The organism is Winogradskyella luteola, assembly GCF_019203985.1.
In the GTDB taxonomy this organism is placed as follows: Bacteria; Bacteroidota; Bacteroidia; order Flavobacteriales; family Flavobacteriaceae; genus Winogradskyella; species Winogradskyella luteola.
Genome location: NZ_JAGSPD010000008.1, coordinates 171,234 through 184,836, shown reverse-complemented (window position 1 = coordinate 184,836; position 13,603 = coordinate 171,234). Strand labels below are relative to the sequence as shown.

At 36.0% G+C, this 13,603-nt stretch carries 12 protein-coding genes; 3 read left to right on the top strand and 9 right to left on the bottom strand.

Translation table 11 applies throughout. The annotated features are described in order from the left end of the window. The coding region (locus KCG49_RS11330) for an FIDD domain-containing protein (protein WP_256259971.1) at positions 1-3,065 on the bottom strand (3,065 nt) is incomplete at its 3' end. A 253-nt stretch (positions 3,066-3,318) separates the two neighbouring features. On the opposite strand from KCG49_RS11330, the gene KCG49_RS11325 reads away from it, so the two are divergent. From KCG49_RS11325 to KCG49_RS11315, 3 genes are all read left to right on the top strand, one after another. Continuing rightward, positions 3,319-4,221, top strand: coding sequence for a NifU family protein (locus KCG49_RS11325; RefSeq protein ID WP_218546603.1), 903 nt, complete (start codon positions 3,319-3,321; stop codon positions 4,219-4,221). Positions 4,222-4,293: 72 nt separating this feature from the next. Further along, the gene (locus KCG49_RS11320; RefSeq protein WP_218546601.1) at positions 4,294-4,494 is read left to right on the top strand and encodes a dodecin family protein; all 201 of its coding nucleotides are present in this window, start codon (positions 4,294-4,296) and stop codon (positions 4,492-4,494) included. A gap of 66 nt (positions 4,495-4,560) precedes the next feature. Continuing rightward, the gene (locus KCG49_RS11315) at positions 4,561-5,373 is read left to right on the top strand and encodes a mechanosensitive ion channel family protein (protein ID WP_218546599.1); all 813 of its coding nucleotides are present in this window, start codon (positions 4,561-4,563) and stop codon (positions 5,371-5,373) included. On the opposite strand, the gene tsaB is transcribed toward KCG49_RS11315, so the two are convergent. The 8 genes from tsaB to KCG49_RS11275 form a co-directional block, all read right to left on the bottom strand. After that, a complete protein-coding gene (gene tsaB / locus KCG49_RS11310) occupies positions 5,370-6,041 on the bottom strand; it encodes a tRNA (adenosine(37)-N6)-threonylcarbamoyltransferase complex dimerization subunit type 1 TsaB (RefSeq protein WP_218546597.1) in 672 nt (223 codons plus the stop codon). The two genes, KCG49_RS11315 and tsaB, sit on opposite strands and share 4 nt — an antisense overlap. 19 nt (positions 6,042-6,060) lie before the next feature. Continuing rightward, a complete protein-coding gene (locus KCG49_RS11305; RefSeq protein ID WP_218546596.1) occupies positions 6,061-7,368 on the bottom strand; it encodes an efflux RND transporter periplasmic adaptor subunit in 1,308 nt (435 codons plus the stop codon). A 2-nt stretch (positions 7,369-7,370) separates the two neighbouring features. Then, positions 7,371-8,813 carry a TolC family protein gene (locus tag KCG49_RS11300; RefSeq protein WP_218546595.1) on the bottom strand — a complete coding sequence of 481 codons (1,443 nt, stop codon included), beginning with the start codon at positions 8,811-8,813 and terminating at the stop codon, positions 7,371-7,373. 50 nt (positions 8,814-8,863) lie between these two features. After that, a complete protein-coding gene (locus KCG49_RS11295) occupies positions 8,864-10,024 on the bottom strand; it encodes an efflux RND transporter periplasmic adaptor subunit (RefSeq protein WP_218546594.1) in 1,161 nt (386 codons plus the stop codon). Positions 10,025-10,044: 20 nt separating this feature from the next. After that, positions 10,045-11,304, bottom strand: a complete 1,260-nt coding sequence (locus KCG49_RS11290) for an ABC transporter permease (protein WP_218546593.1) — start codon at positions 11,302-11,304, stop codon at positions 10,045-10,047. After that, the gene (locus KCG49_RS11285) at positions 11,305-12,549 is read right to left on the bottom strand and encodes an ABC transporter permease (RefSeq protein WP_218546592.1); all 1,245 of its coding nucleotides are present in this window, start codon (positions 12,547-12,549) and stop codon (positions 11,305-11,307) included. Next, positions 12,542-13,243 (bottom strand): ABC transporter ATP-binding protein, encoded by a 702-nt coding sequence (locus KCG49_RS11280; RefSeq protein WP_218546591.1) that lies wholly within the window; start codon positions 13,241-13,243, stop codon positions 12,542-12,544. Before KCG49_RS11280 ends, KCG49_RS11285 begins: the two co-directional genes overlap by 8 nt. A 116-nt stretch (positions 13,244-13,359) precedes the next feature. Further along, the gene (locus KCG49_RS11275; protein WP_218546590.1) at positions 13,360-13,602 is read right to left on the bottom strand and encodes a hypothetical protein; all 243 of its coding nucleotides are present in this window, start codon (positions 13,600-13,602) and stop codon (positions 13,360-13,362) included. Between the last annotated feature and the right edge of the window lies 1 nt (position 13,603).

Genomic DNA, 13,603 nt, shown 5'->3' with positions numbered 1-13,603 from the left:
TTGACGTTGGTATAGGGAACCGGCAATGGGGCTACATTATCATCGGCATCCTGCTGGGTCAGGTGGTAGCTCACCGTATAGCCGGGGTTGTTCCCCGTGATCTCCGTGTCCTTTAGGCCCAGGTCGATCTCCGTAAGGCCATCGGGAACGCCGTCGTCGCAGACCTCCAAAACAGTGGGGGATACTACCGTGGGTAGGGGGTTGACTGTTAAATCAAATGTAACCTGTGAACTACAATTTGTATTAGTATTGGTTAACACCGCTATTATCGTTTGTGGATTACTTGTGTTAGCATAAAGTCCTGTAATGGCATTCATGCCAGAATCTGCATCTGTCTGATTTTCATAATATGTTACCGAGACATTTATCTGACCATTTAAAATTTCTGCATCTTTAGTCGTTAAGTCAAATAACTCTTGTTCGTCCCCTGAATTATTGAAATCACATAGTTCATAAGGTGTGACAGAAACAACTGTTGGACTTGGGTTAACAATAAGTTGTAATGTTGTTGTATCATAACAGCCTGCAGAATTACTTTCAATACGAACATAAATTAACTGGCCTCCAGCATTTGCATTAGTATATAATGTAGGTAACGCTCCTATATCCATCATAGCATCGTTCTCTGTAACATGATATGTCACCGTTACATCTGTTTGAGTCCCTATTACTTCTATGTCTCTTAGGCTCAAATCAAACTCTGTAAATCCATCATTATTATTGTCACAAGCTTCTAACGAAGTTGTAAGGTTCGCAGTAGGCGTTGCAATTACTTCAAGATCTAAAGTGGTTGTCGCATAGCAATCTGCACTATTAACAGTTTGTAATCTTACAAAAACAGTTTGATTATCAGCCGTTGCATTAGTATAAGGTTCTGGTAAAGGCGACACATTGTTATCCGCGTCATTTAGAGTTAAATGATAAGACACCAATACATTAGCAGGATTGTTAGTCCCTATTACTTCAGCATTGCGGTCTGTAAGATTAAAACTTGTGAACCCATCTGCCACATCATCATCACATAAACTGATAGGTGAGATGGAATTATCAATGGTTATGTCGGAGAATGCTAACTGAAATGATGTAATGGCGTAACATTCTTGAGAATTATCTGCTATGCGCGCCCATATAATTTGAGGATTTGATATATTAGTATAAGCAGTTGGTAGCGCACCTACATTATCAATAGCTTCTTGCTCTAATAAATGATAAGTGATAATAAAATCTGAAGCATTTTGTGACCCTAAAATATTATCGTCATTATCGGATAAGGTAAATTCTGCCGTACCATCGGCATCACATATTACAAGGTCTTGAGCAAGGTTTGCAACTGGACTAGGTTTAAACTCGATAAGGATAGAGTCGCTAGCCTGACAAACACCTGAAAAAACAATATCAACCGTATACATACCTGGTTCGGTAGCTATTAAAGTAGGGCCTATTTCACCAGTAATTTCAACAAGTACTCCAGGATTATTTACTGTGTCTTCATAAAACCAAGTGTGTTGAGCAGTCGTTATACCTGTATCCAAAGTAATTTCTGTCCCTCCACATTCTGCAGTACCAGCTTCAATAGTAATATCTTCACCTAAATCACCACCTAAGTCAAAACTTCCAGCTTTTAAAAACACGCCTGAGTCATAATTATTATCTCCATCATCAGCTATAACTAATTTAATCGTGTAGTTTTCACCAGGAACTACTGCAGATTGCGCTGTGAATACCACTGTTCTACCGTCAAAAGCTATTGGAGGCCCATTATTTGGTGTATAAGCACCAAAATATTGAGGATTTGCTGCACCACAAGAGGCACCGTTATCTGGATGTATATTTGTAACTAATATTGGCGTATTAGTACCAGGCAATACCGCTAGATTAGTTGTGACGCCACTAGAATCTGTAAGCAAAAATGCAAATGCATCAGAAAACGTACATTCAAAACCACCCATATCGTATTCTTCGGATGCCATGAGAAAATCAAAACTAATTGTATTTGCCAATGGGGTAAAATCAAATTGAATAAACGTAGCGTTATTGGAATCTACACCTGGTATTTGTGCATCTAACTCTAAATCACCTGGCCAAGCATTGGTTCCCTCACCTAATAATCCAGTGTTGGGACCACCTGCTTCACTTGCATCACCAGAGGTTAACAATAACCCATCTTCAAAAGGAAAATCGACTCCGTTACTAAAAAAATAACCAATACCATTAGGCTCTGTGGGACTAAAATCCGACCCAGTTGAAGAGATGATATTAGATACTGTAGCACAAGGGCTATTAACTAACACATCTTCAATTAACTCTTCAGGGGTAAAAGTATCTTGTTCGACCACAACATTGGGTCCTAATACAAAAACTGTGACGGTTTCTGAATCTGAACAACCTTGAGGATTATCATCTGTTACTGTCAAAGTTACAGTATAAGTACCTGCTGTAGCAAAGGTATTGGAGACATCAGTACCCGTGGCTGTATTCCCATCACCAAAAGTCCAACTATAAATAGCATTAGTACCGTCTACAGAAAATGTTGCGCTTCCAGAAAAATCTACAGTTTCCCCTGGCAGTATGCCAATAACACCAGAACCATTGGGCGCAGGCGTTGTACCATCTATAGAAGCTGTAATAGTTTGACATGCAGTAGCACATAATATATCAGCTTCCCAACCACCAGTGCTTCCACTGTCGCTTGAAATAAACTCAAATGTTAAGCAGCCCGACGTATTTATTGATGAAGCTGAAACCGTATCTGGATTATTAGTTCCTTGATAACTACCAATTAAATTTGCTGTAATATCATCTCCGTCGTATATGTTTAATACATCTGGTTGGGTTCCAAGCTGTGTTGTAAACTGAATAAAATCTATTATTATAAACTCACCTGCATTTTGAGGACATATAGTAGTAACTAAATTTTCATCATTACCATAATTACCGAATTCGCCACCTGAATCAAAGAATTTATCTGGAGCACATCTATTAAATGTACCGTTTTGCATTGAAACATCTTGAGCAAACCCTAAAGAGGATACAATTAAAGCAATAAAATAAAGTGTTTTTTTCATTAGTAACCATTTTTCAAAAGAGAGTTGGCCTAAAAAACCACATCAACACACTTATTAAACTTCTCTTTTTCAGTTAGTTATATGTCATTTAAACTATCATAAAACGCTTAACCTATCTTAGCACTTCAATCAATTATTTTAAATGAGGACGAAATTTAATCAAATTATATGAAATTGTTTAAGATTTTAGTTGCAAAACACATTCTAAGGTTAAACGTTTCAAATTGATATTTCATATTTTTGCAAAAAAAAGATGTCGAAGACCAAAATTTCTATAGTTGCTACTTCTAACGAAAGTATATTAAAATTTGAAGCCGATCGGTTTTTAACCAATCACAATAGTTTTGAATTTAACAATATAGACGACGCTAAACATTCTCCTTTAGCACAACAGTTGTTTTACTTACCCTTTGTTAAAAAAGTATATATTGCCTCTAACTTTGTAGCAATAGAACGCTATAATATTGTTGAATGGGATGATGTAAAAAATGAAGTGGCTAAACAAATAGAGGATTACTTATCCAACAATGGTGTCGTTGTTACGGAAGATGCCATAAAACCCAAAGCAGCAGTTACAGTATATGCAGAAAGCACACCAAATCCTAGTGTTTTAAAGTTTGTTTGCAATAAAGTGCTTGTACCTAATCTATATGAGTTTACTTCAATAGAAGAAGCTAAACCTTCACCACTTGCAACAGCATTATTTCAATTCCCCTTTGTGAAAAATGTTTTTATGGAAAAGAATTTTATTTCTATAACAAAATTTGATATCATAGAATGGGAGGAAATTACGCTTCAGTTACGCGAATTTATTAAATCTTATGTTGAAGATGGTAAAACTATTTTAAATGACGATGCTCCAAAGCAACTTAACAAAACAGAAGAAGCTATTGAGCAAAAATTTGAAGCCTTAGACGACACTTCCAAAAATATTGTAAATATTCTCGAAGAGTATATTAAACCTGCCGTTGCTAGTGATGGTGGTAATATAGAATTTAGATCATATGATGCACAAACAAAAAAGGTCGAAGTACTACTACAAGGAGCTTGCAGTGGTTGTCCGTCATCAACATTTACCTTAAAAAATGGTATTGAAAATATGCTAAAAGAAATGCTTAATGATAATGCCATAAGCGTTAATGCAATTAATGGTTAATTTTCATTATTTTTAAGTGCGTTTTTAACACTTATGTTTCCTGTAAGTATAACCCAATTAAAGCATAATATTATGGCAGTATTAAAAGTAATTGAAGTATTATCCAACTCAGATAAAAGCTGGGAAGATGCAACAAAAAAGGCAGTAAAAGAGGCCTCTAAAACTGTAAAGAACATACGTTCTGTTTATGTCCAAGAGCAAAGTGCAATTGTAAATGGAGATAGCGTTACTGAATTTAGAGTTAATTTAAAGTTGACGTTTGAAGTCAAATAAATCTAGAATTCTACTTCACTCGGTTTTAATAAGCTGAGTTTTTTATCAAAAACTAATTAAACCAACATGGACACACAAAAATGGATTGATGCAGGTTATAACTTAATTTTCGAGTTTGGACCTAAAATACTTTTGGCTATCCTGATATGGATTATCGGTAGCTGGATTATTAAATTGATGCTAAAGGGACTTAGACGGGTCCTAAATAAAGGTGATTACGAAGAAAGTCTTAAGAAGTTTCTAACAAATCTTTCTAAGTGGATTTTAAAAGTTGTACTTATCATCGTAGTATTGGGCACTATGGGTGTAGAGACCACATCATTTGCAGCCATCATTGCTGCTGCTGGTTTAGCAATTGGTCTTGCGCTGCAAGGCTCTTTGGGTAACTTCGCAGGCGGTGTTTTGATTATGATTTTTAAACCGTTTAAAATTGGTGACCTTATAGAAGCACAAGGCGAGCTTGGTGTTGTAAAGGAAATTGAAATTTTCACTACCAAGCTAACAGGTTTATCCAATAAGGAAATTATTATTCCAAACGGTGCACTTTCTAACGGAAACATCATTAACTATACTACTGAAGGTACACGACGTGTAGATTTAGTTTATGGTGTTAGTTACGATGCAGATATAAAACAAACTAAAGACATACTTATGAATGTTTTAACATCGCACCCAAAAGTATTAAAAGATCCAGCGCCAGCAGTAACCGTATTGAAACTAGCCGATAGCTCAGTAAACTTTGCGGTAAGACCTTGGTGTAATGTTGATGATTATTGGAATGTTTACTTTGATGTGACTGAAAATGTTAAAATAGCTTTAGATGCTGCAGGTATTGAAATACCATACCCACATGCTGTTGAGATACAAAAGAAGGGTTAATTTTTCTTTTTAAGTGCTATAAAGTCTTTTAAATAATAAGGCTCAAAATAAGCGACATCTTCGGTGTCGCTTTTTTTATACTTTAACTCCGCCAGTGCTGACATTTCATTGGCCGAAGGTAATTTCTCATCAATAAAAATGGCATTGGGGTGTTTGATAAGATTTTTAGTTTTTTCGACACCATTACCTATAAAATAAATCTTTTTTTCGCTTAAGATATTGGCATAACTTTCTTCCGTCAATACTTCTGCTTCAATACCTCTTTGTAATTCGTGGTTAGAATTATATATCACAGAATACACTTCCATACGACGTGCATCTAACATAGCAACTATAAAACCATTATCGATATTTACTTGATGCGCTAAGCTCTCTAAAGTACTAATGGCAATTAAAGGTTTGTTTAATGCAAAACAGAGGCCTTTAGCCGATGATACGCCTATTCGCAAACCTGTGTAGGACCCTGGTCCTTTGCTTACTGCAACAGCATCAATTTTTGATGGCTCAATTCCTGCTGTCTTAAAAACTTTATCAATAAATACATGTAATGTTTCGGCATGTGAATATCCTGCAGTGTGGTCTTCTTTTAAAACTAAAGTCTCTCCATCTTTTGATAGAGAGACTGAACAATTAGTAGTTGCTGTTTCTATATTTAGCACTAAGGCCATTAACAATTTAAGTGTTTAGTTATTCTCCTTCTTTTTCTTCAGAAGGTTTTTCCTTTTTATTGGTTACTTCGAGAAGATCGCCTGGGTTCAATGTTTTGGATACTGTATTATAAGGTCCTGTTATAATTTCATCTGCTTCATTTAATCCCGAAACTATTTCAATGTAGGTATCATCTTGAATTCCAGTTTCAACAACTTTTAGCTTTGCTTTTCCACCGTCGTTGACGAATACACATTCAAATTTCTCTTCCTCTTTTGGTTCATTGTCACCTTCAACATTAGATATTTTTTCAAAAGGTTTTTTTGAAGAGCTCGTATCTGTCTTTATAACTATGGCACTAATAGGTACTGCAATAGCGTCTTTTCGTTTTTTTGTAATAATATCTACAGTTGCTGTCATACCAGGTCTAAATGGCGAATAGGTTTCTGGTTTTCCTTCCGTTAGATCTTTATAAGATTCTTCGAGGATTCTGACCTTTACTTTGAAATTGGTCACTTGGTCCGCTGCTAAATTATCAGCAGCTGAGTTTGCAATTTCAGTAACAATGCCCTTAAATTCTTTCTTCAAATACGCATCGACTTCAACAATTGTAGAATCACCAATACTTACTTTTACAATATCATTTTCGTTAACATCGACCTCAACTTCCATATTGTTAAGGTTGGCTACACGAAGGATTTCTGTACCTGCCATTTGCTGCGTACCAACGACACGTTCACCTAATTCTACATTGAGCATGGAAATGGTTCCGCTCATTGGTGCATAGATAGTGGTTCTGGTTAAATTGTCTTTGGCTTCATTAACTGTTGCAGCCGCACTTTGCACACTATAATAGGCTGCACTTTTATTGGCTTTAGCTGTTTCGTAAGTAGCTATAGCTCTGTCCCAATCGGCTTTAGAAATCACTCCTCTATCAAATAACGTTTTACTTCTATCGTAGTCTGCCTTGGCTTGCTTTAAATTAGCCTCAGCTTGTTCTAGACCAGCTCTTACGTTTTGATATGATGCTTGGGACCTGCTTACAGCAGACTGAATTAAATCTGGATTTACTCTTACCAATAAATCTCCTTTTTTAACTTCTTGTCCCTCTTTAAACGGTAATTCTAAAATTTCCCCAGAAACTTCAGAAGATATTTTCACTTCAACTTCTGGTTGAATTTTACCAGTTGCAGAAACCGTTTCAACGATATCGTATAGCGCCACTTCCTTTACAGTGACCTCTTTAAAATTTCCCTTCTTACCAAACCATCCCATTTTAGACCCTGCCACCAACATAATGAGTACAAGAACGACGATTCCGATAATAATTTTTACTGTTTTGCTCATAATTAAAACTTTAATTCAGTTGCAGGAATTCCAAAATATAACTCGAGGACTTTTAATTTAAATATATAATCGTATTTTGATCTATTTAATTCAATTCTCGCATTATCAAACCTTAGTTTAGACTGACTGAAGTCGAATGCATTGGTTAAACCGACATCGTAACGCTCTTTTGCATAATCATAAGCCAATTCTTGAGATTCTAAAGCAACCTGTGCAGCTTCATAAGATTTTAGAGCTCCTTTAGCATCAACATAAGCTTGGTATACTGTAGATTCTAAATCTAACTCAGCTTGTTCTAGTTCAAATTTGGCACGCTCTAAACTCACTTTGTTTCTTTGAACATTACCTCTTGTATTGAATCCGTTTAATATAGGAATGTTTAATTGCAATCCATAACCAATTCCATCATTTTGATATAATTGATCTATAAAAGGATCTGCTGCCACTTCTACTGGGAATGTATTTGGAAACGTCCCAATAACAGCTTGGCCAGTTCCCTGAACAGTACCAATTTGCTCTGTAACTGTAGGGTTATCAGGGTCTATTTGCTGGGTAAAACTCGGTGTATCTGCATATCTGGTATTATATCCAAAAAATGCTGATAAAGTTGGCCAGTTGACCCCTTTGGCAATTTTTAAATCCATTTCGGCCAGTTCTACATTTTGTTCTGCTATTTTGATTTCGGATCTGTTGGCTTTGGCAGCATCAATAATATCCGAAACATCCCTGTTCGAAACACCATCGTCGACAATATTATAGCCTTCGTCTTCGATGTCAAAATTCTCATAGTCTTTAATCAATAATAATTGCGCAAGACTTATCAGCGATATTTGAACATTATTCTCTGCATTGATAATCTGTTGTTGCTCACTTGCGTCCGTAGCTTTTATTTCGAGCAAATCTCCTCTAGGTAAGGAACCTGCATCCACCAACTCTTGTGTTCTCTCAATTTGCTCTTTTGTGACTTCATTTTGTGATCTTAAAACTTCTAAATTTGCTTTGTTTAAAATAACCGTTAAATACCCATTAGCCACAAATAATGAAATGTCATCTTTCATTTTATCTAAACGATATTGACTAGAAAGCTTTGATATATCTGCGCGCTGTAGTTGTCTTATATTTCTTAAACCATCAAAAAGAGTATAACCTACATTGATACTTCCCGATGCGGAAAGGAACGTTGTTGTTTGTGCATTATTGGTTACAGGATTAAAACTCAAACCCGTATTTTCTGAAACCCCTGCACCTGCACTAAGGCTTGGTATAAAGTTGCCTTTTGCCGTTAGTTTTTCAACCTCAGCCAATTCTAAATCCAGTTCGCTTTGCTTTACAGATATATTATTCTCTAAAGCGTATTGCACACACTCTTTTAATGTCCATTTTTTATTTTGAGCTTGAGCAAATATTCCCAAAAGGAATACTATTACTATGATTGATTTTTTCATGATGTCTATATGTCTAAACAAATCTTAATGTGTTACACTAAATGTTAAAATTATTGTTGTGCGTATTTTGGCACACCTTGTACCTGATTCCAAACTTTTATTTTATCGTCTTTTGAAATACCACTTTTTACTTCTACAAAAATACCATCACTAATTCCTAATTCCACGTCCTTTTTTTCATATTTCTGGTCACCAACTTCAATCTCCACAAAAGGTTTTTTGGTCTCCTTGTCGTACTGAACCAAAGCTTCTTTTATTGCCAAAACCTTTTCGGCCTTATCTAAAATAATGGATGCATTGGCACTTAGTCCAGCTCTTATAAATGTAGAATCTATCTTTTTTAGTGTTCCTTTAATTTCAAACTGGATTGCACCATTCTCAGCAACACCTTTAGGCGCAATATAATCTAAAACCGCATCAAATTTTTCGTTCTCAATGGCTCCAACGGTAATCTCTAACGGTAATCCTTCTTTTATTTTTCCGACTTCGCTCTCATCTACCTTTCCTTCAAAAATCATTTTTTTAACATCTGCCAAAGATGCAATTGATGTGCCCTCATTAAAGTTATTGGCTTCAATGACTTGATTTCCTGCTTTTACCGGCACATCTAATACCATGCCCGAAACTGTTGCTCTCACTTGGGTTTGGGCAATATTACCTAAACCAGATGTTGTTCCTGTTTTAATGATATCATAGTTTTGCCTTGCCTGAGTCACACTAATTCTAGCTTGCTCTACCTGTTGCTTAGCTTGTAAATAGGTGTTGTTTACCTGATCGAACTCATTGGCAGCAATGACACCTTTATCAAACAATTCTTTTTGGCGGTCGTATATTGCCTTTTGTGTCTTATAGTTAATTTCTGCAGTCTGCAAAGCTGTTCTGTTTGAAGCTATATTATTTTTTGCGCTGGTTAAGTTTGAAACATTAGGTATGACCTTAATCTGTGCTATTAAATCCCCTTGCTTCACATATTCGCCAGCTTCAACATAAACTTCTTCTACCACACCAGAAATATTAGGTTTTATTAGAACCTCTTCCTTTGGCACAATACTTCCAGTAGCGACAGTTTTAACAACTATCGTTTTCTCGGTAGCACTTTCTGAAGTATACGTTACAGGATCTTCCTGATTTTTTTTCCATAAATAAAACAAGGCTACACCAAAAGCAATGACTATGGCTACTAAGGCGATTACAGTTTTTGTTCTTTTCATTCGTCTATATAATTATAATTTTATTCTACTCTTAATGCGTCTACAGGTTTCATCTTTGTAGCTCTATTTGCAGGTATTAACCCCGCTAATAAACCTGAAACAACTAATATGATTAAGGCTGTAAACACAACCTGCATACTTACACTTGGGTTTGCGAAATTTTCTACCTCACCTGCATTGTCTAAAATAGAATTCATAATCCAGATGACTAGGGCAGCAAATGATACGCCCAACATGCCAGATAAAATAGTAAGTACCAAACTCTCTTGAAGAATTTGGCCTTTTATCATCCAAGGCGTAGCGCCCAAAGCTCTCCTAACACCGATTTCCTTTGTGCGTTCTTTTACTACAATGAGCATGATATTATTAATCCCAATAATACCAGAAATTAAAACCAAAGCCCCGACAAAATAACCCACCAAAGTTAATATTGAGAATAAGCCACTAATGCGACCAAATTGTTCTGCTAAGTCAAAGTGACCAATAGCTCTATCATCTTCTGGGTGAACTTTGTGCCTTGATTTCATTAAATCGAAAACCTGTTGCTTAATCGTAGTGATTGGCACATTATCTTCTGCGGTTATGGCCATCCAACCCACATTTTCTCCTCTGTTAAACGCCTGACCAAATGTGGTAAAAGGAATATAAATTGTACTGGCATCTTGCTCATCGTCACCTTGACTATTGCTCATCTTAAAAGTTCCGACAACTAAAAAATTAACACCATTTATCTTTATGTATGTACCTAAAACCTCTTCTCCTTTATCGTACAGACCTTTTACGACACCAGTACCAATGACACATATTTTTCGCTTGGTATTTATATCTGAATAACTCAAAAAACGCCCTTGAAGAATATCCATAGGCTGTTGATTTATATATTCTGGATAGTCTCCATATATCTCAAAAGCACCTGTTTTTGTGCCTCTGATTACATTATTGGCACCTCTAAAACCTCCTAATTGATTTCTCGGTGATACATATTTTAAATTGGGAATTTCTGATTTAATGGCTGCAACATCTTCAATTTTGTAATTAAATCGTCGTCCTTTGGGCAATCCCTTATAGGGTTTAGATGTGCCTTGCGTCCACATAAACATAGAGTTAGTAGCAAAATTGCCAAAATCTGCGGTTACACCATTTTTTAACCCATTGGTCAATGCCAACAAAAGAACTAAAATGGTTATTCCCCAAAACACACCAAATGCCGTTAACAAGGTTCTAAACCTGTTAGCATTTAAGGCTTCTAATATTTCGCTCCAACGGTCTTTACTAAACATTTATTCGTCTCTTAGGGCTACAATAGGTTTAATTTTTGCGGCTCTGTAAGCTGGAATAAATCCTGCCAATGCACCTGCAATAACTAATAAAAACACTGTTGTTAATGCGATATTAAAATTCACTTGAGGGTATTTTATGAAGTCACTTTCAATTTGAGGCCCAACAAGCTCTAGCAAACCTAAGCCAAAAATCAACCCAAATAATCCGGCAAACATTGTTACAAAAACAGCTTCCTGTAATATCATCCCAACGATAGACATTGGTAATGCACCCAAAGCTTTTCTTATTCCTATTTCCTTGGTTCGTTCTTTAACAACAATAAGCATAATGTTACCTACACCAACAATGCCTGCGATGATAGTTCCTATTCCTACAAACCAAAATACGGCTTGGATTGTCGCTATTAGGGAATATATTTTTTTCGCTTCTTCTAGTGTGTTATTTACTCTAACAGCACTTTGGTCGTCTGGTGCAACGGTATGTATTTCTTTAATTTGAGCTTCTATACCTTCTGCAATTGCGGTAGATTGAGCTACAGCCTGATCAAAGTTATTTGCCATTTTTACGGTAAATGCCATGTTTCTAATGTTATCGCCCGCATTAAAAACTTGTTGGGCAGTAGTAACAGGAATATAAACTTGGCTTTCCTCCCTATCCCCTCCAGGATCGTAAAAAACACCAATAACCTTAAAGTTCATCCCAAAGATTTGAATGTTCTTATCTATTGGATCTTCATCTTTAAAAAGGTCTTTCTTCATTTTATTACCAATCACAGCAACTTTTTTATTGTTTTGTAAATCAGATTGACTCACAAAACGACCAGATCCTATATCTGCGTTTTCGATAAACTGGTTATCTGGCAAAGTGCCACGGATACGAAAGTTTCCTGTTTCATTTTTATAGGTTACTGTTCCGCCCCATATCATATAATCTTTAGTGCGATATTCCAGTAAGTCATCGTATTTATTTTGAACAGCTTCAAAACTAGAGTTCTTTAATTGAACATAACGTCCTGGATTTAAACCTTTATAACCTTTTGTAGTAACTCCCGTCCATACAGAAATTCTATTAGTAGCGTCTTGTTCGAACTGAGATCTTACACCATTTGAGATACCTGTACTAAACCCTAAGAGCATAACCAATATGAATATGCCAATAAACACAGAAAGTCCCGTAAGGAAGGTTCGCAATTTGTTTTTGCGTAAAGTTTCGAATATTTCTTGCCAACGCTCTATATCAAACATGTTGTGATGCTCTAACTTGTTCTACTTTACTATCATCGATAATAACACCATCCTTTAAGTTAACGATTCGTTTGGTCATTTGCGCAATGTCGTGCTCGTGGGTAACAACCAGAATCGTTTTTCCTTCGTCATTAATGCCTTGAATTAATTCCATAACCTCATAAGATGTTTTGGTGTCCAAAGCTCCTGTTGGTTCGTCTGCCAATAACACTTTTGGATCACTTGCCAAAGCTCTAGCAATGGCAACACGCTGCTTTTGCCCACCAGATAATTCACTAGGTAGGTGATGCGACCACTCAGCCAAACCTACTTTTTCTAAGTAGTGCATGGCTCTATCGGTTCGTTCTTTTCGCTTTACGCCTTTGTAGTACAATGGCATAGATACGTTGTCTAAAGCACTTTTGTAGTTGATAAGGTTGAAAGATTGAAAGATAAACCCAAGAAACTCATTTCTATACTTAGCCGCTATTTTTTCATTGAGGTTTTTAATTGGCACATTATCGAGAATGTATTCTCCTTTATCCGCTTCATCCAACATACCCAAGATATTTAATAATGTAGATTTACCTGAGCCTGATGAGCCCATAATGGATACCAGTTCCCCTGCTTTAACATCAAAATTAATGCCTTTAAGAACATGAAGCGAATTGCTTCCCATGTGATAAGATTTGTGTAAATTCTTAATCTGGATCATAGACTGGGTGGTTAAAGAGTACAATTTTAAGCAAATCCGTATGGCTTTTATGCCAACAAACTGTTAAGAATTAATTGTAAACTCTTAATGATTAAGACTGATTAAATAAGAAAATGTTACAGTGTTTTGTCTATATTTTTAGACTTTTGAGAATTATTGTAAGTTCTGTAAACAATATAGCCAATTACCGCTACCAAAATATATGGTACAGCCATTAGAAACATAATACCATCATTAATACCCTCTGCAGCAGATTGATCTTCACCACTTTCTAAAACTGCCCTGCACATAGCACATTGCGCTTTTGTTTGAAGAAAAAAGAGAAAAGAAAAAAGAGAAAAGACAACTTTCTTTTTCATG

What these genes read in the sequence shown, in the direction of transcription:
- KCG49_RS11325 (WP_218546603.1), top strand. Translation starts at nt 3,319, where the DNA reads ATGTCGAAGACCAAAATTTCTATAGTTGCTACTTCTAACGAAAGTATA.
- KCG49_RS11320 (WP_218546601.1), top strand. Translation starts at nt 4,294, where the DNA reads ATGGCAGTATTAAAAGTAATTGAAGTATTATCCAACTCAGATAAAAGC.
- KCG49_RS11315 (WP_218546599.1), top strand. Translation starts at nt 4,561, where the DNA reads ATGGACACACAAAAATGGATTGATGCAGGTTATAACTTAATTTTCGAG.
- tsaB (WP_218546597.1), bottom strand. Translation starts at nt 6,041, where the DNA reads ATGGCCTTAGTGCTAAATATAGAAACAGCAACTACTAATTGTTCAGTC.
- KCG49_RS11305 (WP_218546596.1), bottom strand. Translation starts at nt 7,368, where the DNA reads ATGAGCAAAACAGTAAAAATTATTATCGGAATCGTCGTTCTTGTACTC.
- KCG49_RS11300 (WP_218546595.1), bottom strand. Translation starts at nt 8,813, where the DNA reads ATGAAAAAATCAATCATAGTAATAGTATTCCTTTTGGGAATATTTGCT.
- KCG49_RS11295 (WP_218546594.1), bottom strand. Translation starts at nt 10,024, where the DNA reads ATGAAAAGAACAAAAACTGTAATCGCCTTAGTAGCCATAGTCATTGCT.
- KCG49_RS11290 (WP_218546593.1), bottom strand. Translation starts at nt 11,304, where the DNA reads ATGTTTAGTAAAGACCGTTGGAGCGAAATATTAGAAGCCTTAAATGCT.
- KCG49_RS11285 (WP_218546592.1), bottom strand. Translation starts at nt 12,549, where the DNA reads ATGTTTGATATAGAGCGTTGGCAAGAAATATTCGAAACTTTACGCAAA.
- KCG49_RS11280 (WP_218546591.1), bottom strand. Translation starts at nt 13,243, where the DNA reads ATGATCCAGATTAAGAATTTACACAAATCTTATCACATGGGAAGCAAT.
- KCG49_RS11275 (WP_218546590.1), bottom strand. Translation starts at nt 13,602, where the DNA reads ATGAAAAAGAAAGTTGTCTTTTCTCTTTTTTCTTTTCTCTTTTTTCTT.